The 26480-nt window shown below is 65.6% G+C and carries 24 protein-coding genes and 2 pseudogenes; 14 read left to right on the forward strand and 12 right to left on the reverse strand.

What is annotated here, in order from left to right:
- Positions 1-86 precede the first annotated feature (86 nt).
- Positions 87-1598, forward strand: a complete 1512-nt coding sequence (locus F8237_RS07500; protein WP_151643334.1) for a glucan biosynthesis protein G — start codon at positions 87-89, stop codon at positions 1596-1598.
- Positions 1586-3727, forward strand: coding sequence for a glucans biosynthesis glucosyltransferase MdoH (gene mdoH, locus F8237_RS07505; RefSeq protein WP_167527462.1), 2142 nt, complete (start codon positions 1586-1588; stop codon positions 3725-3727). The genes F8237_RS07500 and mdoH overlap by 13 nt, the downstream gene beginning before the upstream one ends.
- A gap of 59 nt (positions 3728-3786) precedes the next feature.
- Here mdoH and F8237_RS07510 read toward each other — a convergent pair.
- From F8237_RS07510 to F8237_RS07520, 3 genes and pseudogenes are all read right to left on the reverse strand, one after another.
- A pseudogene (locus F8237_RS07510) lies at positions 3787-4355 on the reverse strand (type II toxin-antitoxin system VapC family toxin).
- Positions 4345-4641 carry a hypothetical protein gene (locus F8237_RS07515; RefSeq protein WP_151650482.1) on the reverse strand — a complete coding sequence of 99 codons (297 nt, stop codon included), beginning with the start codon at positions 4639-4641 and terminating at the stop codon, positions 4345-4347. Before F8237_RS07515 ends, F8237_RS07510 begins: the two are co-directional and overlap by 11 nt.
- Before the next feature lie 67 nt (positions 4642-4708).
- Positions 4709-4954, reverse strand: a complete 246-nt coding sequence (locus tag F8237_RS07520; protein WP_244626087.1) for a tripartite tricarboxylate transporter substrate-binding protein — start codon at positions 4952-4954, stop codon at positions 4709-4711.
- Positions 4955-4978: 24 nt separating this feature from the next.
- Between F8237_RS07520 and F8237_RS07525 the strand changes: the two are divergent.
- The 3 genes and pseudogenes from F8237_RS07525 to F8237_RS07535 all read left to right on the forward strand — a co-directional run.
- Positions 4979-5419 (forward strand): annotated as a pseudogene (locus F8237_RS07525) (LysR substrate-binding domain-containing protein); the annotation flags it as partial.
- Between the two features lie 90 nt (positions 5420-5509).
- A complete protein-coding gene (locus tag F8237_RS07530) occupies positions 5510-6076 on the forward strand; it encodes a hypothetical protein (RefSeq protein ID WP_151643338.1) in 567 nt (188 codons plus the stop codon).
- Between the two features lie 136 nt (positions 6077-6212).
- Positions 6213-7013: a glycosyltransferase gene (locus F8237_RS07535; RefSeq protein WP_151643340.1), complete on the forward strand. Its 801-nt coding sequence runs from the start codon at positions 6213-6215 to the stop codon at positions 7011-7013.
- 16 nt (positions 7014-7029) lie between these two features.
- Here F8237_RS07535 and F8237_RS07540 read toward each other — a convergent pair whose 3' ends face one another.
- Positions 7030-8166, reverse strand: coding sequence for a c-type cytochrome (locus tag F8237_RS07540; protein ID WP_244626089.1), 1137 nt, complete (start codon positions 8164-8166; stop codon positions 7030-7032).
- Positions 8167-8259: 93 nt separating this feature from the next.
- Between F8237_RS07540 and F8237_RS07545 the strand changes: the two genes are divergently transcribed.
- The 3 genes from F8237_RS07545 (at position 8260) to F8237_RS07555 (ending at position 10207) form a co-directional block, all read left to right on the forward strand.
- Positions 8260-9210, forward strand: coding sequence for a hypothetical protein (locus tag F8237_RS07545; protein ID WP_151643342.1), 951 nt, complete (start codon positions 8260-8262; stop codon positions 9208-9210).
- Between the two features lie 194 nt (positions 9211-9404).
- Positions 9405-9716: a hypothetical protein gene (locus F8237_RS07550; protein ID WP_151643344.1), complete on the forward strand. Its 312-nt coding sequence runs from the start codon at positions 9405-9407 to the stop codon at positions 9714-9716.
- Positions 9717-9877: 161 nt separating this feature from the next.
- Positions 9878-10207 carry a cupin domain-containing protein gene (locus F8237_RS07555; RefSeq protein ID WP_244626138.1) on the forward strand — a complete coding sequence of 110 codons (330 nt, stop codon included), beginning with the start codon at positions 9878-9880 and terminating at the stop codon, positions 10205-10207.
- Positions 10208-10292: 85 nt separating this feature from the next.
- Here the strand turns inward: F8237_RS07555 and F8237_RS07560 are convergent, their stop codons facing one another.
- The 5 genes from F8237_RS07560 to F8237_RS07580 are packed head-to-tail and all read right to left on the reverse strand — an operon-like array spanning position 10293 to position 13890.
- The gene (locus F8237_RS07560) at positions 10293-11063 is read right to left on the reverse strand and encodes a TSUP family transporter (protein ID WP_151643348.1); all 771 of its coding nucleotides are present in this window, start codon (positions 11061-11063) and stop codon (positions 10293-10295) included.
- A complete protein-coding gene (locus tag F8237_RS07565) occupies positions 11060-12316 on the reverse strand; it encodes a CCA tRNA nucleotidyltransferase (RefSeq protein ID WP_151650484.1) in 1257 nt (418 codons plus the stop codon). The genes F8237_RS07560 and F8237_RS07565 overlap by 4 nt, the downstream gene beginning before the upstream one ends.
- 10 nt (positions 12317-12326) lie before the next feature.
- A complete protein-coding gene (locus F8237_RS07570; protein ID WP_151643350.1) occupies positions 12327-12590 on the reverse strand; it encodes a DUF6111 family protein in 264 nt (87 codons plus the stop codon).
- Positions 12587-13282 (reverse strand): CoA pyrophosphatase, encoded by a 696-nt coding sequence (locus F8237_RS07575; RefSeq protein WP_374761603.1) that lies wholly within the window; start codon positions 13280-13282, stop codon positions 12587-12589. The genes F8237_RS07570 and F8237_RS07575 overlap by 4 nt, the downstream gene beginning before the upstream one ends.
- Positions 13279-13890: a DUF1285 domain-containing protein gene (locus F8237_RS07580; RefSeq protein WP_151643352.1), complete on the reverse strand. Its 612-nt coding sequence runs from the start codon at positions 13888-13890 to the stop codon at positions 13279-13281. Before F8237_RS07580 ends, F8237_RS07575 begins: the two co-directional genes overlap by 4 nt.
- 256 nt (positions 13891-14146) lie before the next feature.
- Here F8237_RS07580 and F8237_RS07585 point away from each other — a divergent pair, with 256 nt between their 5' ends.
- The 6 genes from F8237_RS07585 (at position 14147) to F8237_RS07610 (ending at position 24175) form a co-directional block, all read left to right on the forward strand.
- Positions 14147-15145 carry an AAA family ATPase gene (locus tag F8237_RS07585; protein WP_151643354.1) on the forward strand — a complete coding sequence of 333 codons (999 nt, stop codon included), beginning with the start codon at positions 14147-14149 and terminating at the stop codon, positions 15143-15145.
- On the forward strand, positions 15145-16089 hold the full coding sequence (locus tag F8237_RS07590; protein ID WP_151643356.1) for a DUF58 domain-containing protein: 945 nt from the start codon (positions 15145-15147) through the stop codon (positions 16087-16089). The genes F8237_RS07585 and F8237_RS07590 overlap by 1 nt, the downstream gene beginning before the upstream one ends.
- Positions 16086-18899: a DUF4159 domain-containing protein gene (locus F8237_RS07595; RefSeq protein ID WP_151643358.1), complete on the forward strand. Its 2814-nt coding sequence runs from the start codon at positions 16086-16088 to the stop codon at positions 18897-18899. Before F8237_RS07590 ends, F8237_RS07595 begins: the two co-directional genes overlap by 4 nt.
- A gap of 154 nt (positions 18900-19053) precedes the next feature.
- Complete coding sequence (locus F8237_RS07600) at positions 19054-21117, forward strand: hypothetical protein (protein WP_151643360.1); 2064 nt, start codon at positions 19054-19056, stop codon at positions 21115-21117.
- A gap of 153 nt (positions 21118-21270) precedes the next feature.
- A complete protein-coding gene (locus F8237_RS07605) occupies positions 21271-21675 on the forward strand; it encodes a DUF2946 family protein (RefSeq protein ID WP_151643362.1) in 405 nt (134 codons plus the stop codon).
- A 145-nt stretch (positions 21676-21820) separates the two neighbouring features.
- Positions 21821-24175 (forward strand): TonB-dependent receptor, encoded by a 2355-nt coding sequence (locus F8237_RS07610; protein ID WP_151643364.1) that lies wholly within the window; start codon positions 21821-21823, stop codon positions 24173-24175.
- A 63-nt stretch (positions 24176-24238) separates the two neighbouring features.
- Here the strand turns inward: F8237_RS07610 and F8237_RS07615 are convergent, their stop codons facing one another.
- The 3 genes from F8237_RS07615 to F8237_RS07625 are packed head-to-tail and all read right to left on the reverse strand — an operon-like array spanning position 24239 to position 26456.
- Positions 24239-24718, reverse strand: coding sequence for a GNAT family N-acetyltransferase (locus tag F8237_RS07615; protein ID WP_151643366.1), 480 nt, complete (start codon positions 24716-24718; stop codon positions 24239-24241).
- 50 nt (positions 24719-24768) lie between these two features.
- Complete coding sequence (locus F8237_RS07620; protein WP_151643368.1) at positions 24769-25287, reverse strand: GNAT family N-acetyltransferase; 519 nt, start codon at positions 25285-25287, stop codon at positions 24769-24771.
- Positions 25284-26456 (reverse strand): hypothetical protein, encoded by a 1173-nt coding sequence (locus F8237_RS07625; protein WP_244626090.1) that lies wholly within the window; start codon positions 26454-26456, stop codon positions 25284-25286. Before F8237_RS07625 ends, F8237_RS07620 begins: the two co-directional genes overlap by 4 nt.
- Positions 26457-26480 lie beyond the last annotated feature (24 nt).

Genomic DNA, 26480 nt, shown 5'->3' on the forward strand with positions numbered 1-26480 from the left:
TCCCGGGGCGTAGACGGCCAGGCCATCAATGGAACTCCCGGGAACATTGGCCGTTTGCATTTGTTCCAAAACCGGGAGACGCGCGCGTGAATCGCCGAGACCTTCTTCGCGCATCTGCTGCTGTTTCAGCCGCAGTCATATTGCCACGGGCTGCTGGCGCGCAGACCAGCGATGCTACGTCCTTCAGCCCATCCACCGTGCGCGAGCTGGCGCGCGCGCTTGCGGCCAAGCCGTTCGTGGCCCCGGACGAGAAGCTTCCGGATGCACTGAAGAATCTCGACTACGACCAATACCGATCCATTCGGTTCGCCCCCGAAAAGGCGCTGTGGCGGGACGAAAAACTGCCATTCGAGGTGCAGTTTTTCCACCGCGGCTTCTTCTACAAGAACAGGGTCGACATCTTCCAGGTGGCGAACCGGAGCGTCACGCCGGTCTCGTATCGGCGCGCCGACTTTTCGTTCGGCGAGGGACTCGGACAATGGCCGGATGCGGACCTCGGATTCTCCGGCTTCCGCATCCACACACCGATCAACCGACCGGATTATTACGACGAACTTTGCGTATTCCTTGGTGCCAGCTACTTCCGGGCCGTCGCGAAAGGACAGACCTATGGCCTGTCCGCGCGAGGGCTCGCGATCGATACCGGCGAGAGCAAAGGCGAAGAATTCCCGGTGTTCAAGGCCTTCTGGCTGGAGAAGCCTGCGCCCAACGCCTCCTCGATGGTGGTCCACGCGCTGCTCGACAGCAAGAGCGCGGCAGCAAGCTACCGTTTCACCATTCGGCCCGGCCAAACCACGGTCTTCGACGTCGAGATGGCGCTCTATCCGCGGGTCGACGTCGCGCATGCCGGGCTTGCGCCGATGACCAGCATGTTCTTCTTCGGTCCGAACGATCGGAAGGACTTCGACGATTTTCGTCCCTCGGTTCACGACTCGGACGGACTTTCGATCTTCAACGGCAGAGGTGAGCAGCTCTGGCGACCGCTCAACAATCCGCACGACCTGCAGGTCAGCAGTTTTGGCGACGTCAATCCCGGCGGCTTCGGCCTCATGCAGCGGGAAAGAAACTATCTCGCTTATCAGGATCTGGAATCCAGTTTCGAAACACGCCCGAGCCTCTGGTTCGAACCGATCGGCGATTGGGGCGAAGGCGCGGTGAAACTGTTCGAGATACCGACCAAGGAGGAGGTCCACGACAACATCGCCGCGCTCTGGCAACCGAAACAGCCCCTGACGGCAAAGAGCGAACACATCTTTACCTATCGACTGCACTGGGGACCGGACGCGCCGAAGGTCGACGCGCTCGCGCGATTCACGCGAACGGGAATCGGCAGCCGGGGAGATGACGGCAAGCTGTTCGTCCTGGAGCTGATGGGCGACCGACTCAAAGGCGTCGATCCCAAGACCATGAAAGGGGTGGTGACCGCTGAGAAAGCTGAAATCAGCAACATCGTCACGCAACCCAATCCCGTGACCGGCGGATGGCGTCTGAGCTTCCAATGCGCGGTCAAGGGCCAGGCCTCGATCGAGCTGCGCGCGTTCCTGGCGCAGAACGATGCGCCGGTCTCCGAAGTATGGATCTATCGATGGACGCCCTGAAGCAGTCGCAGGCGCCGCCGCCAAGCGCCCCCGCCCGCCCGTTTCTGCCGCAGGAAAGCCCGCTGTCGATGCTGCCGTGCCGGCTGGACCGCGCGGCCGACGTCAGGCGATCGCAAGCGCTCACGAACGCAAGCTTGGTGGCTCGCCGTCTCCTCATCTTTGCCGGAACTGCCCTGCTGACGCTTGCAGGCGGCTACGGCATGTACGACGTCGTGAAGGTCGGCGGTGTGACCTTTCTCGAGGCGCTGCTGCTCGGTCTGTTCCTCGTGCTGCTCGCCTGGGTCGCGTTCTCTTTCATGTCCGCCCTTGCCGGATTCTTCGTGCTGCTGACGCGCGGGCAAGTCAGCCTGCCGATCGCCACGACGGGCCCGCTACCCTCCATCAGCACGCGCACCGCAATGCTGCTGCCGACCTACAACGAGGACCCGCATCATGTGATGGCGCGGCTGCGCGCAATGTATGAGTCCATCGAAGCCACCGGATATGGCGCACAATTCGACTGGTTCTTGCTGAGCGATACGACCGACCCGGATATCTGGATCAGCGAAGAAATGGCCTTCATCCAGTTGCGCCGCGCCTGCGGCGGCGACCGGCTGTACTACCGGCATCGCTCCGACAATACCGCGCGCAAGTCCGGCAACATCGCCGACTGGGTCACACGATTTGGCGCGGCCTATGATCACATGATCGTCCTCGATGCGGATAGCCTCATGGAGGCTGACACGATCGTTCGCATCGTCCACGCGATGGAACGCCACCCTGCTTGCGCGCTGATCCAGACGCAGCCCGTCATCGTCAACGCGCGCACCCTGTTCAGCAGGCTGCAGCAATTTTCGGGGCGCGTGTACGGCCCCCTCATTACGGCGGGCAATGCCTGGTGGCACGGCGGCGACAGCAACTATTGGGGCCACAACGCCATCATCCGGATACAGGCCTTCGCTGCGGAAGCCGGCCTGCCTGAACTGCGCGGTCGCAAACCGTTCGGGGGACACATCCTCAGCCATGATTTCGTCGAGGCCGCGTTGATGCGCCGCGCCGGTTGGGCGATCTATATGGTCCCGGCGGTTCGCGGCAGCTTCGAAGAGGTCCCGCCGTCGCTGCTGGACTTTGCGGGGAGAGACCGCCGCTGGTGCCAGGGCAACCTGCAGCATCTCGCGGTCCTGCCCGCGCGCGGGCTGCACTGGGTCTCGAGGCTGCATCTGCTCACCGGCATCGGCTCCTACGTGACGGCGCCGCTGTGGCTTCTGTTCCTGTTGCTCGGTCTGCTCATCTCGCTGCAGGCGCACTTCATCCGGCCCGAATACTTTCCGAAGGGCTTCAGTCTGTTTCCCACCTGGCCGCAACAGGACCCGGTGCTTGCGGCCTGGGTGTTTGCCGCGACCATGGGACTTCTGATCCTGCCGAAGCTGCTGGCCTATCTGGTGCTGATCAGCAACCGTGACGAGCGGACCGGATTTGCAGGAAGCTTTCGTACTCTGGCAGGAGTCGTTTGCGAGACGTTCGTGGCGGCTTTGCTTGCGCCCAGCATGATGATCCTCCAGACCAAGGCCGTCGTGGAAATTCTCGCTGGCCGGGATGCGGGCTGGCAGGTGCAGCGCAGAGGCGATGGACAGCCTGCCCGCGGCGAAGTCTATCGAAAGCTCGCCGGGCCGACGCTGTGCGGCCTCGCCCTGTCGCTCTGTGCCTATGCGGTCTCCTTGCCCCTGCTGCTCTGGATGTCGCCAGTGCTGCTGGGGCTGCTGCTTTCGATTCCGCTGGGGATCATCACGTCTTCGCGGCTGGGCGCGCCCGGGGTCTTTGCCACGCCGGAAACCAACAGCCCGCCTGCCGTGGTGCTCCGCGCGAACGAGCTCGCCGCATCAGGGCGCGCTGAAATGGCCGGAGCTCTACGCCAGCTCGGCCGGGATCCTGAATTGCTGGTCGAACATTTGGGCTCGTTATCGCCCGCCAGCCCGCGCAGATTTGCTCCCATCGACGTGCCTCTTGCGACGGCAACCGCCAAGGTCGAGCAATGCGAAAGCCTGGAGGATGCCGCGGCCTGGCTCGACAGATCGGAATTGCACGCCGTTCTTGGCCATCCGACGCTGCTCAAACAAGTCCTCGATATGCCCCAGGGCAGGCTAGAGTAGCAGTCCAATGCCACATCGAAAGGCGATCAATCCGCCTGCGAGCTGAGCGAATCCTTGGCTCAACACTGCCTATACAGAATGACCGGAACTTCCGGGACAAGTTGGTTCAAGAAGTCGAAGTCGCCGATATTCCTCGTCAGCACGCTGGCACCGATACTCCGCGCCTGAAGATGGATGAGCGCATCGTTGAGATATTTTCTCTCGTGACCAGCGCCCTTCGGCGCGCCGCAGAGACGAAAAAGTTCGCCTGCAAGCATTCCCGCTTCGCCCCACGTCGCGGTTTCCGGAGCTTGCAAGCGATGCGGCGGAATGTCCTGGATCAGTTCCCGCATCGTCTGCAGGCCCTCGTAGAAGGATTAGCCGGCTCCAGCCTTCCGAATACATGCGTTAATTCGGCGAGGCAGACGGCCGAGTGGTGGCAGACGCGATAAGTCAGCAATTGGTCAACGGCGTCCGGCGTGCGCGCCTGCAAGACGTCGAGGTAAACGCTGGTATCGAGAATTATGGCGCCACCGATGAGCGGCTGGTCGGATGCCCAGGCAAGTTCCGAATCCGCCCGCCTCGTCAACCGCTCCGAACGTTTCTGCGGCTTCAGCCTCCGCAGCGTTGCCTGGAGATCAAATGGCAAGATCGATATCTGCCGGGATGCTTCCCTTGCGCCGGACAAGACGCGCGCCGAAATCGTCCTCGAGTGCCAAGCGCGACAACGCAAGCTCGAGAAGCTCAGTGTCGGAAGATATGTGAGCCCGCTTCTTTGCCGCCTCGATCAGGCCTGCCGGCACGCGGCCGGACAAGCGCGTGTTCTTTGCCGCTCCGAGCAAACCGACGGCGCGCGCCTGCTCGAGCACAAGCCGGTTCCGCTTGAGCGCAATGTGCTCCTCGGTCTCAGTCGACGCGCGGCTCCGCACAACCATGACGACCTCCAATGTTGGACAAAAAATAACAATTGTTCAACATCCTTGCAAGGCTGCCCGCGGCGGCTCAATTCACCTGCGCGCCCGAGTTCTTCACGATCGGCGTCCACTTCTGCACCTCGCTCGCGACAAAGGCCTTGAAGCCCTCGGGAGTCGAGCCCTGCACGATGAAGCCCTGCGCCGCAAAGTAGGCCCTGATGTCGGGGGATTGCAGCGCCTTGTTCACTTCCGCGCTCAGCTTTTCGACGATCTCGGGCGGCGTGCCGGCCGGCGCAAACAGGCCTTGCCATGACAGCGCCTCGAAACCCTTCAATCCGGTTTCGGCCCGGAGCGCGCCACCGGCGAGGATGTCACCAGCACGTTCCTGATGGATGTGCCGATCCGGGTGGTCTGCTCGGCGAAGCACCCGCTGGCGCAGCAACGCGCCGTCTCGTGGAAGAAACTGCGCGACGAGCGCTGGGTGATCTATTCCAGCGAGTTCAACCGGCACCTGGAGAGCCTGCTGCACGCGCATGACAGCTCTCTCTCCATCCAGACCGCCGTCGAGGTCAAATATCTGACCACCGCCCTGGCGCTGGTGGGCGTCGGGACCGGCCTTGCGGCCGTTCCCGACTATGGACGGCTGTTCGCGCCGAATTTCGACGTGCGTTTCATCAAGTTGCGCGCGCCGGAAATCCACCGCCGCTACTACATCTATCAACGGCGCGGGCTCGTGCTCTCACCGCCCGCGGAGGCGTTCGTCAAGCTGCTGCGCAGCGCGGCGCGCAGCGATGGATGAAGCCGTGCCACGAATTTTCGGGCGCACAGGGCAATGCGGATCGCCCACGCGCCAATTGCGTTGGGCCAAAAGGCTGACTAGGACGTTTGGATGAGCATCGAATCGCCTCCGAGTTGGCCGGTCGTGGAGCCGCCGCCCTTTCTTCCCGCGCCTCGCCGCCGATGGCCGTTTGCGCTCTTCGTGGCCGTTGTTCTGGCACTCGCAGGCGCAGGGGCGGCTTATACCTGGCTGAACCCGGGATTGTTCATTCCGTCCGCGGGGCGCGAGGCCGCGGAAGCTGACGCCGGTGCCAATGACAGCGCGGTCATGACCGAACTGCTCGCCGCGCAACAGAAGACAGCCGACGACCTGGCGGCGATCGACAGGACCATCGCCAACCAACAGGAGCAGTTGAAGGCAATCGTCAGTCAACTAGCCGAGCTCAGTTCGAAAATTGACGCTCTGAAGAGCCCGGCCCCGCAGCCACCGGTCGCACCGTCTCCTTTTCCTGGGCCCACTGTCGCGAGGCCATCGGCTTCAGTGCCTCCCGTCGCGCCAGTTCCGGCAGCGCGCGTCGTCCCGAAGCAAAAGAAGCCGCCGCGCGCAGCGACCCCGACGGGTCCGATCTCGGTCGGGGGAGCGCCGCTGCCCCCGACGCCCGACGCGACCGTGCGCTGAGCCGGGGTTCTCCCCATCTCAACCTGACGAAGAAGTTGCATTCATCTCCGATGGTCTCGCCGGTTCGTCCAAATTCTCCCAGGATTTTCTCACCACTCACGCTGCGCTCCGTCCGGATGTCTGCCTGATCGACGTGATGTTGATCAGCACGCAGAAGGTGGCCCTTGAGCGCGGCATCAATTTCGCCGTCTTCAATCATCTGGCCTGGATCACAGAAGGCGGCTGTATCGGATTTCTGAACTCCCTCGTCGCCGGCGTGACAGGAAGCGGGGCGGGCTCGCCGCTTTTCGATCTTCTCGATCGCGCCCCGCTCGTGCTTGCAGCCAGCTATCCGGAGTTCGGAACGCAGATCTCCACATCTCCCCGTGTTCATTTCGTCGGGCCGATCCGGGAGCCGGTCGCATCTGCACCGTGGCCTCGCCGATTCCCGGACCGGCCCCTTGTGCTGGTCAGTCTCAGCAGCACCTTCCAGGGCCAGGGATCGACGCTGCGCAACATATGCACCGCCCTGGCGCCGCTGCCGCTCGAGGTTCTGGTCACGACAGGACGGGGCTTTGCGCCGGAGTCACTGCCGATTGCGGGCGCGGTGGAGGCTCGGTCATTTGTTTCGCACGACGCGGTGCTTCCGTCGGTCGATCTCGTCGTCACCCATGCCGGACTGGGTACACTGATGTACAGCGCAGGCGCGGGCAAGCCCTGCCTGTGCTTTCCGAATGGGCGCGACCAGAACGACAATGCCGCCCACATCGAGGCGCTCGCGCTGGGACAGGTGCTTTCGCCCGATGCGGCACCGGCCGGGATTGGTGATGCCGTGATGGATATGCTTGGCGATCAGGCGACACTTGCGGCCTGTCACGCGTTCGCCTCCCGGGTCAGGCGTTTTGGCGACCTCGCGCGTGCAGCCGATCTCGTCGAGGAGCTGGTGCGAGTTGCTTGAAGAGCGGCGGCCTGGATCAGGGCGCCAGCGATGCCACGTAGGCGGCCAGGGCGATCATGTCGTTCGCGGACAGCTTTTCCACGGTCGGCTTCATCAGAGCGCTCGCGCTTGCGACGCGTCCCCCGGTCTGGAATTCATGAAGCTGTCGCACGATGTAGGTCGGCGATCGGCCTGCAATTGGTGGAATCTCACCAGTGCCTCTCAGATCGGAACCGTGGCAGCCGGCACAGGCAACGGTCGTGCCCGCCCCGCCGGTCTTCGCGAGTGTTTCTCCCTTCACGAGGCTTCCGACCGGCACATACGCCGTGAAGGTCGATCGTGAGTCGCGAAGCTCGAACTGTTCTGCGTTGTCCGGCATCTCGACAATGCGCTCGCCGAGCGCTTCGGAGCCGCCCTCCGGGCTCTTGACGTAAAACATGCGAGATGGCCCGGTCCTGGGAATGATCTCGCTTTCGACGACCTTGATCAAACGCCTGGGCTTCAGCCCGGCAAAATACTCCGCCGCGGCGTGCATCTCGGCATCGGTCATGGCCTTGGCCGAGGCCACCATGGTTTTGGGCGGTCTCTCCGGCCCCGACATCTTTCGGGCGCCACTTTTGAAGTCGGCGAGCTGCTGGACCAGATAGTTCACCGGCAACCCCGCGAGACTCGCACCTTCAGGACCACCAGTGCCCTCGACGCGATGGCAAGCTCCGCAGGCGCGGACGTCCGGCTTGCGCCCGGTGGCAACGATCTCCGGCATGGCCGGGTGGTCATCCGGATGCCAATCCAGCGCAAGGAAAAGATCTCTCGCCTGCTTCCAACTGAAGGAGGCGTTGCTGCCGGCGAGTTGGTTGGGTCTGTCGTCCGGCGGGGGCACCTTGACGGACGGGTCCCACAGGAACGCCCAAGCCGGAAACCCGTCAGACGGAGGGGCAGCGTTGGCTTGCTGCGCAATAGCAGCCGGTGCAATGAAGATGACGGTGATCAATAGCATCAGCGCGGGCAAGTTCACGGCAATGGCTCTCTCTTCAAATGGATCGAACAGAATTGGAAATGTGAAATGGATCGAACAGAACGGCGATGAACAATGACGATGACCCAGGTCTCCCGAGCCGAGCAGCCCTCGCGCTTTGAAAACCAAAGGCGACTGGTTGGGCTGGCTTGTCCGCAAGATAGGCGCAATCGCTGGAATGATCTGCGGAAAACATTGCGTGGATCGCAGCGAGCCAATAGGCTCCCGAAAGGCTTAAGCTGAGGGGCGATCGTGGAACGGGAAGAACTCGAGCGCCTCGTTGGCGGCAGGTTGCGGCTTGGATTCGACGAGATCTTGAACCATCCGAGACTGCCGGAAGCGCGTCACGCCTATCTTTCGCACTTCGTCGGCCTCTATGAGGGTGACCCGTTTCTGGTTCGTCTGCTGCTTGAGGCAGGCCGATTTTTCGTCTTTCATTGCGCGGCGGTGATCGAGACAGCTCAGGACCCGGCGAGACGGGAGACATGGTTCACGGTGGCTGCCTTGAAGGAGCAGCTCGCCATTTTCGGCTATGCGAGCGGCCGGCAAGTCGATCATCTCGTCGCGCGATTGCGCGAGGTTGGATATCTGGAGCAACATCGAGCACCCGGCGACGGGCGCGTTCGGCTGCTTGCGTCCACGCCAAAGCTGCGCGCGCATCACACCGAATGGCTGGCGACGCACTACGTCCCGCTTGCGATCCTCTTCCCCCATCATGACTACCGCCCGGTGCTGTCGCGGGACCGCGCATTCCACGCGCTGCACTGCGGCACGTGCCTGCCATTCCATCCGGTGGCAGCGCGCCTGATGATGACGCTGGCAGAGCGCCTGCTGTTTTTCACGCACGCGGCGGGACCGCTCATCGAGAATGTGGTGCTGAAGGCTGCGATGGATGCTGCCGATCCAACCGCCGCGGTCCCCTACATCGACGCCGCCGATCGTTTCGGCGTTTCCCGAACGCATGTCCGCAACCTGATGCAGGATGCGGAACGGGCCGGTCTGGTCAAGATCACCGGACGGGGCGGTCGAAGCATCCTGATCCTGCCGCGCTTCTGGGTCGCCTACGATCACGGATTGGCCGTGGGGATGTATCTTCACGATGCGGTCAATGTCGTCGCGATGCAGCGGTGGGCCACGTCCAACAAGGAGGGCGATACGACGGCGCCGCCCGATCGCACCGTGACGGCCAGTCATTCGTCCTAGATCAAAAGCCCCAGCTTGATTTCGCGGCCGCTACATCGCGGCCGGCGAGCCGCCGATGTTTCGGCCGCGAGGACATATGCGCAAGGTTTTCCAAGCGCGGGTCGCAATCCCAAGGCTATTCTGCGGTCGCGTCCGGAATATCCGCTCGCAAGCCACCCGATTTCCTCAGCGCCCTCATTGTTCAAGAGATTTTCATGGCCAAAGCCAATTCCAGTATCGATACGTCCCGTCCCGACCGCTTCCCGCTCCCTGCAACCGGCTATGCGCTCCTCTTTGCCGGCCTGGCGGCCTACGGGCTGTACGCGTTTTTCATCTCCGGCCCTGCCATGCGTGACGCCGCACGCGCCGACCTCGAACGGGCGATCGCGGACGAAAATCGGCAATTCTGCGAGACGTTCGGAATGTCCCCAACGAGCGCCGCGTTCGCCACCTGCAGCAAAGAGCTGACGATCATCCGCCAAAAGCAGGTCGATCGTGACAACGCGGCCGCTCAGGGCATTCTCTAGCAACCCTCTCGCGGCGACCGTCATCGCCACATGTCGCGTTTCGCGACTCGCACATTGTCCGGCACGGGATCCCCGTGCCCCGGTCCCAGTTTCTTTCCGATCCCCCATGAAGGAATTTTGTTATGGTTCGACGTACAGCGCTTGGCTTAGGTCTCGCGACGATGTGGATCGTGTCTGCCGCCGCGCAGGAGTCCGCTCCATCCTATCAGGCCGACCCAACGACCTATAAGGTCATCTTCGAAGATCAGAACTTCCGGGTGATCGCCGGCACCTGGAAGAAGGGCACGACCGACAAGCCGCATTCTCATCCCGTTCCCTTCGTCGTCTATGCGCTCAACGATTGCACCCTGCGGATTCATAATCCGGACGGCACGATTCACGAGACCAAGAGCGTGGCCGGCACGGCCTTTTCGGGACCAATCACACCTTCGCACACCGCTGAAAATGTCGGCGCGTCCGATTGCCAGGCCATTTTCGTCGAACGCAAGTAATTCACCCCAAGACGATCGGAGGTGCGACCAGGGACGCACCTCCTCTCTTCAGACCAGGCGCGAATGCCGATTGGTCCGGGAGCCTCTACGCCATCAACTGGCGCGCCGCAGCCGTGATCATCACCAGGCCGCCGGTGATCACGGCGACGTCGAGGATCGCGGTGTGAATGTGCACCGGCATCCGCTCGACAAAGGCCTTGGCAAGGAACGCGCCGGGGATCGCGATGCCGCCGATCAGGAGCGCGAAGGCGAGCACCTGGGCGGTGACGGCGCCGGCGAGGCCGAACACGGAGATCTTGATGAGGCCGGTGCCGAGCGAGATCATCGCGTCGGTCGCGATCACGGCGGCGCCCTCGAGGCCCGCGGCCATCAGCAGCGACAGCAGGATCACGCCCGAGCCCGAGGTACCGCCGACCAGCACGCCGTAGCCGACCGAACCGGCCGCAAGGCCCGCGTCGCCGATTCTGACCTGGCGGCGGCGAAGCACGCGGCGCAGCGGCACGCTCAGGATCAGCATCGAGCCGATCACGAGCGCGGCGCCCGCGTTGGTGAGACGCGTGTAGCCGTAGGCACCGAGCGCGGTCGTCAGCGCAGCGCAGGCGAGCACGACAGCTGCGCGGCGGCGATCGGCATAGCGCAGATAGGCGAGCGCACGGCTGGAATTGGTGAGAATCGCGGAGATCGCGATGATCGGCACCACTGGCTCGGCGCCGACCAGCGGCACCAGCACCAGCGGCATCAGGGCGCCGGTGCCGTAACCGGCGAGACCACCGATGATCGATGCGAACAACGCCATCAGCGCGACCAGCAGGAGCTGGAAAATCGAGATGTCGGCGAAGCCTGAGACGATGGTCAATGTTTCTGGTCGCGGCTGACGCGTGCCGCAGCTTGATCTGCGATGGAAGCGAGCGCCGCTTCCTCTAGTGGAAAATCCGCCGCAAGCCAAGCGTCCTCGGCGAGCGTCAACACATGTCCGAGCGCGGGCCCTTCGGCCATGCCGCGCGCGATGAAGTCGGCGGCCTTCAGCGGAAATTTCGGCGCGGTCCAGCGCTGCGGCAGCTCGGCAAGCGCGCGCCAGTGCGACGAACGCACGTCGCTCTCCACCCGCGCCCAGCCGAGCAACACGCGATCGTGATAGCGCTCCGCGCCAAGCCGGTAGAGCAGCCGCCGCGCGTTGGCCTCGTCCTTGGCGACGAAACGCCACCAGCGATGCCCCATCGAATCCAGCGCCTTGGCTTCGGCGTTGGAGAGCCGGAAGCGCAGCGCGACGCGCCTGGCGTCTTCCGTCACCGCAACCGTCATCGCCGCGAGGCGGCGCGTGGGACTTGGCGGCAGCCCGAGCTCGCGCTCGATCGCGATCATGGTCGCGAGCGGCCCGGTATAGGCGACACCGCCGATCAGCGCCTGCAGCAATCCGCCATCGGCCATGGCCAGCGCCGCGTCAGATGCGCCGCCGGCCAGCAGCAGCTTCAGCATCTCCATCCGCACCCGTTCGGCCGACAGGCTGGCAAGCCCCGCACGTCCGCGGATGCAGGCGAGATAACCGTCACGATCGGGCGCGCCGGCCCCGAAGGCGGCGTGGATGCGAAAGAAGCGCAGGATCCGCAGGAAATCCTCGGCGATGCGCTGGTCGGGATCGCCGATGAACCGCACGCGGCGCGCCTCGGCATCCGCGATGCCGCCGACATAGTCGTAGACGACGCCGTTCGCATCGACCGACAGGCCGTTCATGGTGAAGTCGCGCCGCTCGGCGTCCCTCACCCAGTCGCGGCCGAACGCGACCTTGGCCTTGCGGCCGAAAGTCTCGGTGTCCTCGCGCAGCGTCGTGACTTCGTAAGGCTGACCGTCGATGACCAGCGTGACGGTGCCGTGGTCGATGCCGGTCGGCACGCTCTTGATGCCGGCAGCCTTGGCACGCCGCACCACTTCGTCCGGCAACGCGGTCGTTGCGATGTCGATATCGCCGGGCATCAGGCCGAGCAGCGCGTTGCGCACGGCGCCGCCGACCACCCGCCCCTCCTCGCCATTGGCGTTGAGCAGCGCGAGCACGCGCGCGGTCCCGCCTGCGGTCAGCCAGGGCGCGTCGGCGAGTAACGGCTTCGCGCTCATCATGCCGCCCCTATTTCTCCACGCCCGGCACCAGCCGGCCATTCTCGACATGGGCCGGAATGTAGGTCGAATCTGGCGCGGCGCCGGAGAAATGCGCAAAGCCGATCAGCCCCGCGATGACCAGCACGAGCGCGACCAGGACAAGGCGCGCGACGACCGTGACCGGCCAGGACGATTGCACGAACAGGCCGGATCGGGTGGCGGCCAGGAACAACGCATAGACGGCAAACGGGACGAGGAAAATTCCGATCTCGGTCAGAACCGGCCGGATCATGATGAATAGATCCGCTCATAGAGTACACGCAGCATTCCAGCCGTCGCACCCCAGATGTAGCGTTCCGCGAACGGCATCGCGTAGTAGGAGCGCTCCATGCCGCGGAATTCCTTGCTGTGCACCTGATGGTTCGCCGGGTTCATCAGGAAGGATAGCGGCACCTCGAAGGCGTCATCAACTTCTGAATGGTTGATGGTGAGCTCGAAGCCGGGCCGCACCCTGGCGACCGTCGGCAGGATACGGAAGCCGAACGCGGTGCCGTAGAGATCGAGATAGCCGAGCGGCTCGACGAAGTCTCTGGACAGCCCGACCTCCTCCTCGGCCTCGCGCAGCGCCGCATCGAGCGGCGAGGTGTCGATCGCGTCGATCTTGCCGCCGGGAAAGGCGATCTGGCCGGCATGATCGTTGAGATGCGCGGCGCGCTGCGTCAGCAGGATGGTCGGCTCGGGATGATCGACCACCGCGATCAGCACCGCCGCCGGTCGCACCGGCTGCTCGCGCGCGATGATCTCGAGCATCTTGTCTGTGCCGGGATCGCCCGAGGCCGGAACGATGTTCGGATCGTACAGGCCGGACGGAACGTCGAAGCCGAGCTTCGCCCTGGAGCGGGCGAAGAAATCCGCAGCGCCAAGCACGACGGGCTGGTGACCAGGATCGTGACCAGGCTCGTTCTTGGAGATAGGCTTGTTCAAAGCGCGGCCCTCACCTGCTCCGCGTCGGCCATGGCGAAGAATTCGCCGGCCGACTCGACGCCAAACATCGACTGGCCATCGACCATCCGCTCCTCGCCCATGTCAACCAGATCGTAATAGAGCGCGCGGGTGACCTTGGCCCAGAGATCGGCACGGACATGCAGATAGGGCGTCAGACCGCCGTCTTTGGCCTGCTCGAAGCGCAGCCGGTGCGCGGCATCGCAGGTGACCCAGTCGTCGACATTGGTGCGGAAGCTCAGCACGCGATGGTGGCCCTCACCGTCCTTCTGCATCTCGACCGCCATGAACGGCGCGTCGTCGACGCGAATGCCGACCTTCTCCACGGGCGTGACGAGGAAATACTTGTCGCCTTCCCGCTTCAGGACGGTCGAGAACAGGCGGACCAGCGCAGGACGCCCGATTGGCGTCCCCATGTAGAACCAAGTACCATCGGCAGCGATTCGGATGTCGAGATCGCCGCAAAACGGCGGATTCCACAGATGCACCGGAGGCAGGCCCTTTTTGGCGCCTTCGGCATTGGCAGCACTTTTGGCGGCGGCAGTCAGCCCCTCAAGTCCATGATCGGCGCTCTGCCCTTGGTTCGCCATGGTTTGCCCTGACTTTGTCTTTGGCACGATTGGTGCAGGCCTGATTTGTACGTCTACGTTGTATATCGCGGTAGGGTTCCACCCCGGATTAGTCCGGTGTGGAGGTCGCCACTTCGTGATGCCCTACATATGCCTAAGCCGATAAGGTGGGGATAGGTTAATTCAACGAATACATGGCCTTCCTGCAAGTCTAGCATAAGGCCCATGTGAGGGAATGACGACGCAAGAAAGCGCGGCAGGCTGAAGGAGCTGACGGATGGCGGAGAGTGTCGAGAAGCTCGAGGACGGGATCGTCCGTTCGGCCGAGCAGGTGTCGGCCCAGGTTCGCGCGGCGAAAGACGCGATCGCGTCCGTGATCTTCGGCCAGGATCGCGTGATCGAGAATACGCTGGTCACCATCCTCTCCGGCGGCCATGCGCTGTTGATCGGCGTGCCGGGTCTTGCCAAGACCAAGCTGGTCGAGACGCTCGGCGTTACGCTCGGCCTCGATGCCAAGCGCATCCAGTTCACGCCCGATCTGATGCCGTCGGACATTCTCGGCGCCGAAGTGCTGGACGAGAGCACCGCGGGCAAGCGCGCCTTCCGCTTCATCTCCGGCCCGGTGTTCGCGCAACTCCTGATGGCCGACGAGATCAACCGCGCCAGCCCGCGCACGCAATCGGCGCTGCTGCAGGCGATGCAGGAGCAGCACATCACCGTTGCCGGCGCGCGTCATGATCTGCCGAAGCCGTTCCACGTGCTCGCCACGCAAAACCCGCTGGAGCAGGAAGGCACCTATCCGCTGCCAGAAGCGCAGCTCGACCGCTTCCTGATGGAAATCGACGTCGACTATCCCGATCGCGACGCCGAGCGCCGTATCCTGTTCGAGACCACCGGCGCAGACGAAACGCTGGCCAAGGGCTCGATGATCGCGGACGCGCTGATCACCGCGCAGCGGCTGGTTCGCCGCCTGCCGGTCGGCGATTCCGTGGTCGAGGCGATCCTGTCGCTGGTCCGCTCGGCCCGTCCCGGTCAGGAGAGCGGCGAGACCGGCAAGTTCATCGCCTGGGGCCCCGGACCGCGCGCCAGCCAATCGCTGATGCTCGCCGTGCGCGCACGCGCGCTGATCGACGGGCGTCTCGCACCGTCGATCGACGACGTGCTCGACCTCGCCGAGCCCGTGCTGAAGCACCGCATGGCGCTGACGTTCCAGGCGCGCGCCGAAGGCCGCACGATTCCGGACGTGATCAAGCAATTGAAGACGCGGATCGGTTGATGGCCGCAGAAAACGGGCACGCAGCGAAGGAGACAGTTGCGATCCGACGTGCCGATGGCGAAAGCCGTACGCTCGCCGCTTCGCTGCCGCGCCTGGTGCTCGAAGCCCGTCGTATCGCCGCCAACGTCATCCATGGCCTGCACGGAAGGCGCCGCGCCGGCTCCGGCGAGAATTTCTGGCAATACCGCCGCTTCGTCTCCGGCGAGCCGGCACAGAACGTCGACTGGCGGCGCTCGGCGCGTGACGACCATCTCTATGTCCGCGAGCTCGAATGGGAAGCCTCGCACACGGTCTGGATCTGGCCCGACCGCTCGCCGTCGATGGCATTCGCCTCGAAGACCGCGCGCGAATCCAAGCTGGAGCGGACGCTGATCGTCGCCTTCGCGCTGGCCGAGCTGCTGGTCGCCGGCGGCGAACGCGTCGGCATTCCCGGCCTGATGGCGCCGACCACGAGCCGCAGCATCATCGACAAGATGGCGCAGGCGATGATGCATGACGATGCCGACCGGCTGAGCCTGCCGCCGTCCTTTGTGCCCGCGGCGCTGGCCGAGACGATCGTGCTGTCGGATTTCTGGTCACCGATCTCGGAGATCAGGACCACGCTTGCGGGGCTCTCCGGCTCCGGCGCGCATGGCACGCTCGTGCAGGTCGTCGATCCCGCCGAGGAGTCGTTCCCCTATTCCGGACGCGTCGAATTCGTCGAGCCGGAAGGCTTCGGCGTGATCACCGCCGGCCGCGCCGAAAGCTGGGCGCAGGATTACACCGCGCGGCTCGCGCTGCACCGCGACCAGATCCGCGCCGAGACGCGCAAGCTCGACTGGCTGTTCACGACACATGCGACCGACCGCTCCGCTGCCGAGCTGCTGCTGTTCCTGCACGCCGGCATGCAGGTGAGCAAGTCGGGCGCCCGCACCACCTCCATCAAGGCGGGGCCGGCCGCATGATGGGATTGCCGCTCGCCTTCACCGAACCGCTGCTGCTGATCGGCCTCGTCAGCCTTCCGGTGCTGTGGTGGCTTTTGCGCGTGATGCCGCCGCGGCCGCGCCGCATCGAGTTTCCGCCGACGCGCCTGCTGTTCGACATCGCACCGAGGGAAGAGACGCCGTCGCGGACGCCGTGGTGGCTGACCGCGCTGCGCCTGCTGGCTGCGGCGCTGGTCATTTTCGCCGCCGCCGGCCCGACCTGGAATCCGCAAACAGGCATCGCGGGCAGCAAGGCGCCGCTGATGATCATGCTCGACGACGGCTGGAGCGCGGCATCGCACTGGGACGTCAGGATCAGGGCCGCCGACGAGCTGATCGCCAGCGCCGACACCGACCGCCGCGCGATCGCGCTGGTGCCGCTGTCGGAGCCGAACCGCGACATCACCCTGATGCCAGCGGGCGCGGCGCGCGTGGCGTTGCGGCAGCTGGCGCCAAAGCCCTATTCGATCGATCGCGTCGACACGCTGACCGCTGTCGACCGTTTCCTGAAGGCCACCGGCGACTGCGAGATCGCCTGGCTGTCGGATGGCATCGACACCGGGCGCGGCGAGGACTTCGTGCAGGCTCTCGGCAAGACCGTCGGCGACCGCAGCCTGACCGTGTTCGAAGGCGGCACGTCGTCGCCGCTGGGGCTGGTCGCGGCCGAAAACGCCGCCGCCAAGATGACCGTGAAGGTGCTGCGCACCGACAGCGGCATCACCATCGGCACCGTGCGCGCGCTGGACCAGAAGGCCTCGCCGATCGGCGAAACACGCTATTCGTTCGGCCCGCAGGACAAGGAGACCGAAGCCGCGTTCGACCTGCCGGTCGAGCTGCGCAACGACATCACGCGGCTCGAGATCACGGGCGAGCGTTCGGCTGGCGCGGTGCAGCTGCTCGACAAGCGCTGGCGCCGCCGCGCCATCGGCATCGTCACCGGCACGACCAGCGAGACCGCGCAGCCGCTGCTGGCACCGACCTTCTACCTCACCCGCGCGCTGGCGCCGTTCGCCGACGTGCGGCTCGCCGACAAGGGCTCGCCGCAGCAGGGCATCACGCAGTTCCTCGACCAGAAGCTGCCGATGATCATCCTCGCCGATGTCGGCACCGTCGCCCCTGAAATCCGCGAGCGCCTCAATGCCTGGATCGAGCAGGGCGGCGTGCTGGTGCGGTTCGCAGGTCCTCGTCTGGCGCAGGCCGAAGACGATCTCGTTCCGGTCAAGCTGCGCAAGGGCGGCCGCACGCTCGGCGGCAGCCTGACCTGGGAGAAGCCGCAGCATCTTGCATCCTTCGCAGCCGACGGGCCGTTCTCGGGCGTCGCCGTGCCCAAGGACATCACCGTGAGCCGGCAGGTGCTGGCCGAGCCCGACGCCGTGCTCGCCACCAAGAGCTGGGCCTCGCTGGAAGACGGCACGCCGCTCGTCACCGGCGAGCATCGCGGCAAGGGCCTGGTCAGCCTGTTCCACGTCAGCGCCGACATGCGCTGGTCTGATCTGCCGATGTCCGGCACCTTCGTCGAAATGCTGCGGCGGATCGTCGACATGTCCGGCTACACCGCCAAGCCCGGCCCCGGGGTCGCGGGCGAGGCGACTGCCGAGACGGTGGCGCCGCTGCACATCCTCGACGGCTTCGGCGCCTTCGGTCCGCCGCCGGCCACCGCCAAGCCGCTGCCCGCGGACTATCGCGACCGCGCCACACCCGATCATCCGCCCGGCTTCTACGGTCCGGCAGAAGGACCGCTCGCCGTGAACACCCTTGCTAGCGCCGACCGCATCGCCGCGCTGAACACCGCGAGCCTGCGCGCCCGGCACGCCACCTATACCAATGCCGAGCCGCGCGATTTGCGCGGCTGGCTGCTGTCGACCGCGCTCGCGCTGTTCCTGATCGACGCCATCATCGTCGCAGTGCTCGGCGGCGGCATCGCCGCGCTGCTGCGCCGGCGCGCCGCGCCCACCATGATCGTGCTCGGGCTGCTGCTTGCAGGCTTCGGCGCGTTCTCGCCGACGCCGGCGCGCGCCGACAGCGCCTCGGACGAGTTCGCCATGAAAGCGGTGTCGCAGACCCGCCTCGCCTATGTCGTCACCGGCAATGCCGACGTCGATTCCATCGTCAAGTCCGGGCTATCGGGACTGACGCAGTTCCTGGCGCAGCGCACCGCGCTCGAGGCCGGCGATCCCGTCGGCATCGATCCCGGCCGCGACGAGCTCGCCTTCTTTCCGCTGATCTACTGGCCGATCGTGCCGGGCGCGCCCAAGCCGCCGCAGGATGCCATCAACAAGATCGACGCCTACATGAAGCAGGGCGGCACCGTGCTGTTCGACACCCGCGACGCGATCGAAGCGCTGCCCGGCGAGAACGGCGCCGCGCAGACCCCTGGCATGCAGACGCTGCGCGAGATCCTGTCGTCGCTCGACGTGCCCGAGCTCGAGCCGGTGCCGCGCGAGCACGTGCTGACCAAGACCTTCTATCTGCTGCGCGACTTTCCGGGCCGCTTCAGCACCGGCCAGACCTGGGTCGAGGCCCTGCCGCGCGACGAGGACGAGGACAGCGCGCAGCGGCCGGCACGCGGCGGCGACGGCGTCTCACCGATCATCATCACCTCGAACGATCTTGCCGGCGCCTGGGCGGTTCGGCTCGACGGCCAGTACATGCTGCCGGTGGCCGGCGGCGACGCCCGCCAGCGCGAATTCGCCTACCGCGCCGGCGCCAACATCGTGATGTACACGCTGACCGGCAACTACAAGGCCGACCAGGTGCACGCACCGGCGCTGATCGAGCGGCTGGGGCAATGAGCACCGTCGTCATCCTGAGGTGCGAGACCGGCGGTGCGCTCGCACCGCTGGCCGAGCCTCGAAGGATGGGCCACACCCACTGGCCGAGCATCCTTCGAGACGCGTCGCAAGTGCGACGCGCTCCTCAGGATGACGCCAACATGCTGGATCTCACATGAATTACGGCATTGCGTTCACGCCGCTCGTCCCCGCCATCGTCTTGTGGCTCGCGCTCGCCGCGATCGTGGTCATTGCGATCGTGCTGCTGGTGGCGCGTGCGCGCGGCGCCGCCGTGCGCGTGGCCGCGCTGGCGCTGTTCCTGCTGGCGCTCGCCAATCCCTCCTTCACGCGCGAGGACCGCGATCCCCTCACCTCGGTCGCCGCAGTCGTCATCGACAAGAGCCCGAGCCAGAATTTCGGCAAGCGCAACGAGGAAGCCGCCAAGGCGCAGGAGGCGCTGGTCGACGGCCTGAAGAAAATCAAGGGGCTGGAAGTCCGCGTCGTCGACGCCGGCCAGGCCGATGGCGAAACCGACGGCACCAAACTGTTCGGTGCGCTGGCCTCGGCATTGTCGGACGTGCCGGTCGACCGCGTCGCCGGCGCGTTCCTGATCACCGACGGCCGCGTCCACGACATCCCGGCGAGCGCCGCAGCGCTCGGCTTCCAGGCGCCGGTGCACGCGCTGATCACCGGGCAGAAGGACGAGCGCGACCGCCGCATTGCGATCACGGCCGCGCCGCGCTTCGGCATCGTCGGGCAGAAACAGACCATTACCTACCGGCTCGACGACCAGGGCGTCACCGGCGAGCGCGCCAAGGTCACGATCCGCCGGGACGGCGAAGTGCTCAGCGAGCGCACATTGTCCAGCGGACAGATCGCAAGCGTCGACGTCGACATCAAGCATGCCGGACCGAACATCGTCGAGATCGAAGCCTCGCCGCTCGAGAAAGAACTGACGCCTGTCAACAACCGCGCCGTCGTCGCCATCGACGGCGTGCGCGACAAGCTGCGCGTGCTGCTGGTCTCGGGCGAGCCGCATTCGGGCGAGCGCACCTGGCGCAATTTGCTGAAGTCCGACGCCAGCGTCGATCTCGTGCACTTCACCATCCTGCGTCCGCCGGAGAAGCAGGACGGCACGCCGATCAACGAATTGTCGCTGATCGCGTTTCCGACCCGCGAGCTGTTCCAGCAGAAGATCAACGAATTCCAGCTGATCATCTTCGACCGCTACGCCCGCCAGGGCGTGCTGCCGATCGCCTATTTCGACAACATCGCGCGCTATGTCCGCGCTGGCGGCGCGGTGCTGGTCTCGGCCGGCCCCGACTATGCCTCCAACACCAGCATCTGGCGCACGCCGCTGGATTCGGTGCTGCCGGCTGAACCGGTCGGCGTGACCGAGAAGCCGTTCTATGCGCATCTGTCCGACGTCGGCAAACGCCATCCGGTCACGCGCGGCCTGGAAGGCTCCGCCTCCGAGCCGCCGCGCTGGAGCCGCTTCTTCCGCACCGTCGACACCCGCAATGCCGTCAACCCGCCGGTGATGACCGGCGTGGACGGCAAGCCGCTGCTGTTCCTGTCGCGCTTCGGCGAGGGCCGCGTCGCGCTGCTGCTCTCCGACCACATCTGGCTGTGGGCGCGCGGCTATGAGGGCGGCGGCCCGCATCTCGACTTGCTCAGGCGGATGTCGCACTGGCTGATGAAGCAGCCGGATCTCGACGAGGAAGCACTGCGCCTGCAGGTGCAGGGTAAGGACCTCGTGGTGGTGCGCCAGACCATGGCGGACAGCGTCCAGCCGGTCAGCGTCACTTCGCCGTCGGGTGTGGCGCACGATCTGACGCTAAGCGCCGGCGATCCCGGCGAGTGGCGCGCCAGCCTTCCTGCGAACGAGCTCGGCCTGTGGCAAGCCACCGACGGCACGCTGAAGGCGCTGATCAATGTCGGCCCGACCAATCCGAAGGAGTTTTCGGAAGTCACCTCCACCATCGACACCTTGAAGCCGCTGACGCAAGCGACCGGCGGCAATGCCGTGCGCGTCGTCGACGGCGCCAGCGTCGAGCTGCCGCGCATCGTGCCGGTGCGCTCGGCCGGCATGTTCGCCGGCGACGGCTGGATGGGCGTGCGGATGCGCGACGCCAGCGTCGTCAAGGGCGTCGGCGTGCTGCCGATCTTCGCCGGCCTGATCGGCCTGCTGCTGCTGCTCGGCGCATTCGCCGCGACCTGGGTGCGCGAAGGGCGCTGATCTTTCAGTTGCAGGAACGACACATCGCGGGCTGGCCTGCGCGCGTGGGTTCGGCGGCGGTTGACATCCACTCACCGATCGGGCGATGTTACAATATAACATCGTGAAAGCCCGAGGGGATCGGCGCTTCGCGATGCGGGGTGGCGTTTCCAGATGAAGTGGTTCCGGTCGAATATCAGGCACGGCGCCCGGCTCGCGTTGTTCGCGATGCTGGTGCAGCTCGCGCTGACGTTCGGCCACAGCCATTGGTTCGCCCAGGCGACGACGCTCGCCCAGTCCTCGCTTCAGCAAGCCGATAGCGCCAAGAGCGTTGCGCCGGACGACCGCGCCGCGGTCCAGAAGCAATCGCCCGCGGGCCCCGACCGCGAGCAGCCGGGCGACGACAATTGCGCGATCTGCGCCGTCGTCGCGATGGCGGGCACCGTCGTCTCCGCGACGCCGCCTTTGCTGCTGCTACCGCAGGCGATCGAGCTGCTCTATCTCACCCTAGATGCCGAATTCGTCCATCTGACATCGGCTGCCACGGCGTTCCAGCCGCGCGCCCCTCCCGCGTCCTGATCTCCAACGCTTGATCATGCCCAGGCTCGCCGCGTTTCGGCGAATGCCCGGGAAACGTTGAAGTCGAATTCCGTCGCACCGCGACGGCAGGCCGCCTCCGATCAGCAACCCCATCTGCGGACGGCGCCTGAGTGGAATCAGGACCATGTCATTTCAATTGCGACGCGCGCAGCGTCTGGGCGGAGCAAGCCTGCTCCTGCTCGGCGCCGCCGCCACTCCGGCGCTGGCCCAGGACAAACCCGCGGCGACCGAGCTTCCCGCCGTCACCGTGACGGCGCCCAGCCCCATCGTGCGCCGGGCCATCGTGCCATCACGCACGGCAAGCCGCGCCACGCGTCCTGCGCCAGCGCGCAACCGCGAACGCACTGCCGAACCCGCGCCGGCGGCACCCGCCGCGCCGCAGCCCGGCGTGCTGCCTGTCGTGACCAACCAGTTCGCCACCGTCACGGTGATCCCGAACGAGGAGATCCGCCGTCAGGGCGGCGGTCAGCTCGGCGATCTCCTGTTCTCCAAGCCCGGCATCACCGGCTCGGGCTTCGCACCCGGCGCCTCCAGCCGGCCGATCATCCGGGGTCTCGACGTCAACCGCGTCGGCATCGTCGAGAACGGCACCAATGCGGGCGGCGCCTCCGATCTCGGCGAGGATCACTTCGTCCCGATCGATCCGCTCGCGACCAACCAGATCGAAGTGGTGCGCGGGCCGGCCGCGCTGCGCTACGGCTCGACCTCGATCGGCGGCGTCGTCAGCGCCACCAACAACCGGATTCCGGACGCCCTGCCGGCTTGCGCGCCGTCGTTCCAGGCTTACGGCCTGCCGGCCAAGGCCCCGCTCGCAGCGGCCGCGACGTCGCCGTGCGTCACCGCCGAGACGCGCACCGCGTTCTCTTCGGTCGATCGCGGCGTCGAGAGCGGCGTGCTGCTCGACACCGGCGGCGGCAATTTTGCCTTCCATGCCGACGTCTATGGCCGCACCACCTCGGACTATTCCATCCCGAGCTATCCTTACCTGAACGACCAGACGCGATCCGTGAACGGCCGCCAGCCAAACTCGGCGACGCGCTCGGACGGCGCCTCGATCGGCGGTTCCTACTTCTTCCAGGGCGGCTATATCGGCGCATCGATCACGCAGAACGACTCGCTCTACCACATCCCCGGCATCGACGGCGCCGACCACAACACGCGGATCGACGGCCACCAGACCAAGATCAACGTCAAGGGCGAGTATCATCCCGACGCGGCCGCGATCGACGCCGTCCGCTTCTGGGCTGGCGCGACCGACTACCGGCACAACGAGATCGGGCTTGCCGATCCGGCCGATCCCACCAGCGACGGCGTGCGGCAGACCTTCACCAACAAGGAGCAGGAGATCCGCACCGAGGTGCAGCTGATGCCGTTCAACGCGCGCTTCGCCGAGGTGACGACGGCGCTCGGCTTCCAGGTCGGCCATCAGGAGCTGAGCGCGCCGAGCCCGGACAATCCCGGCACGCTGTTCAATGGGCTGTGGGACCCCAACAACAGCACGCGCGTTGCGGCTTACGCCTTCAACGAGTTCAAGTTCACCGAGCAAACAAAGGCGCAGATCGCCGGCCGCATCGAGCATGTCGAGCTGCACGGCACCACGCCCGACTTCCCGGCGGATTACCTGCCTGACGGCACGCCGCAGGCGGGCACTGCGCGCAATCCGTCGTTCACGCCGAAGAGCGGCAGCATCGGCCTGTTGCAGGATTTGCCGGGCGGCATGGTCGGCAGCATCACCGCGCAATATGTCGAGCGCGCACCGAAGGCGGCCGAGCTGTTTTCCCGCGGCGGCCACGATGCGACCGCGACGTTCGACATCGGCAATCCCAGCCTCACCATCGAGACCGCCAAATCGGTCGAGCTCGGCGTGCGCAGGGCGACGGGACCGTTCCGCTTCGAGGCGACCGTCTACTACACGCATTTCGACAACTTCATCTATCGCCGGCTCACCGGCGTGATGTGCGACGGCGACTTCGCCTCGTGCGGCACGCCGGGCGCCGAACTGAACCAGGCGGTCTATTCGCAACGCAATGCCAACTTCCGCGGCGGCGAGTTCCAGTCGCAGCTCGATGTCGGCGCGTTCCAGGGCGGTATCTGGGGCATCGAGAACCAGCTCGACATGGTCCGCGCCACCTTCACCGACGGCACCAACGTGCCACGCATTCCGCCGCTGCGGATGGGCGGCGGCGTGTTCTGGCGCGACGACAACTGGTTGATGCGCGTCAACCTGTTGCACGCCTTCGCGCAGAACAACGTCGCCGTGATCGCGGAGACGCCGACCCCGGGCTACAATCTGTTGAAGGCCGAGGTCAGCTACAAGACAAAACTCGACCGCAGTTGGTTCGGCGCGCGCGAGATGACGGCTGGCATCGTCGGCAACAACCTGCTCAACGAAAACATCCGCAACTCGGTGTCCTACACCAAGGACGAGGTCCTGATGCCCGGCATCGGCGTGCGGGCGTTTGCCAACTTCAAGTTCTAGCCGCGATCGGGTCGGGGCCTGCGGGCCCCGATCAATCTCGGGCACGTGCATCGGAGCCCGGAGCTACGCCCGCGTAAGCCGCTTCTCGAAGCGCCACTGCTCGACGGGGAAGGGCCCGTTCGAGGTCTCGGACAACATCATGAAGGTGCCGGCATTGCGCCAGCCGCTTTTCTCGTAGAACCGCGCGGCCCGCGCGTTGCCGACGGCACAGGCCAGCCACGCCAGCTCCACGCCGCGCGCGGCGAGCCGCGCTTCCGCGTCGGCGATCAGCGCCGCGGCCACACCCGTGCCGTGCGCTTCGGCCGACACGAAGAGCTGATTCAGCTCGTCCCCCTTGAGCGCGCAGAAGCCGAGTGGCGCACCGGCCGGGCCGACGACGCAGACATCGGGAAGCTTGACCGCGAGCCGGTCGCGAAAGCTTGGGACGGTCCGGAGCCGGACCAGCTCGGGCGGCGCCAGATGCGCATGCGACCCATGCCAGGCATCGTGCCACACTAGCGCGAGATGATCGATCTCACCGGCATCAGCGGGGCGCACCTGCATCGTCGACACTCCCTCAGGCATTGGTTGCAGCCCGGATCGAGCGACACGCCCTACCCTGCCCGCGCCTTGCTCCAGTCGGGCCCGACCGCTCCCGATACGCCCGCGAAGGCGCCATCGACCAGCTCGAACACCAGGATGCGGGCGGCATCGACCGGGCCCGGCATGGTGATGCGGCCCTTGTCGACCCGCTTGAAGCCGACGCGGCTGTAATAGGGCTCGTCGCCGACCAGCAGCACGAGGCGGTGACCCTTTTCCTTTGCGTCCTTCAGCGCGCGCTCCATCAGCAGACGGCCGACGCCGCGGCTGCGGAACGGCGGCTCGACGGTGAGCGGCCCGAGCATCAGCGCAGGCGTCTCGCCGATCAGAATCGGCAATTGCCTGACCGAGCCGACCAGCAGCGTGCCGATATGCGCAGTGAAGGACAGTTCGAGCAGATGGTCGACATGCTCGCGGATGCGGTAGGCGCTGAGCACGAAGCGGCCGGGGCCGAAGGTACGTTCGTGCAGCCGTTCGATCGCATGGGCGTCGCCAGCGGCTTCGGGATGGATGGTGAGCGAGAGATCGGTCATGTTGACCGGCGGGATAACATCTCAGAGGGCCGTGGTCCACCGGGCTCATGGTCCATCCTCCCCTGTGCCGGGCCGCGGGTAAGGACCGCCGCGAACAGCAGCGTCCAGAGCGACAGCATCAGAGTGGGAATGACGTAATACGGCGTGAAGACGGGATGCGTGGCAAAGAACGCGAGATTCAGCGCGAGATTGCCGGCCACCAGCAGCGTGAGTTTCCTGACGCCGGCATGGCCTGCGAAACGCCATAACAGCGCGGTCCAGACACAGGCGATTACGATCACCGGAAACTGTGTATCGCCGAGATAGGCCCGCAGCACGGCAGGATCGAGGCTCCGCGGGGCCGTATCCTGGCCGCCATAGGCCGAGACCAGCGGATTACCGGAATTGACGAGATTGGCCGCGAAGACCGGCAGCAGGCCGACCAGAAACGCCAGGCCGAGCGTCAGACCCGATACGAAGGTTTCGCGGGTGCGGCATATCAGGAACGACAGGCCGAAGAACAGGAAATAGCCGGCCGACAGAACCACGTTCGCGATCCTGAAGCTCGCGGACAGGCCGAGCAGAACGCCGACGGCCGCGACCATCAGGAGGCGGCGCCGGCCGTCATCGACGAACAGCCTCGCGGTGAACAGGCCCGCCAACGCGCAGATGACCATGGTCGGCGCGATCGAATAGCTCGCCTTGGCCGGGTTGATCATGAAGATGATCGACAGCGCGCCCAACAGTGCGGCCGCTGTCAACGACGCAGGCTCCCGCGCACGCCACAGACCGTACAGCGCGAAACCGGCGATGATGGTGGTCGCCAGCGCATATAGCGGAACGACATGGAATCCCTCCGGGAAAAGCGCCAGCACGAAGCCCGTGCCCGGCGGCGGCGTCATCACCCATTTGCTGCCGTCGGCAGTCTGGGTGTGGCAAGGCGCCCGCGTCGGATCGCGCCAGTTCGGAAAATCGATGCTGCGCAACTTGTTCGCGAGATAGCCGTCGGTTTCACGGGCGAGGCTGGTGTCGAGCCCATGCCATCCGAAGCGCTGGAACAGATGCGCTTGCCTGAGATAGCAGATGTCGTCATAGACGCCGCGGCTTTCGCTCCAATGCGAGATCAGCCTGATGTTGCTGGCCAGAATTGCCAGAAACACAATGGAAAAAAATACTTTGACAGCTCTCATGGGCTCTCGCCGGGCCTGCCGGCC

The sequence above is a fragment of the Bradyrhizobium betae genome (genome assembly GCF_008932115.1).
Taxonomy (GTDB): Bacteria; Pseudomonadota; Alphaproteobacteria; order Rhizobiales; family Xanthobacteraceae; genus Bradyrhizobium; species Bradyrhizobium betae.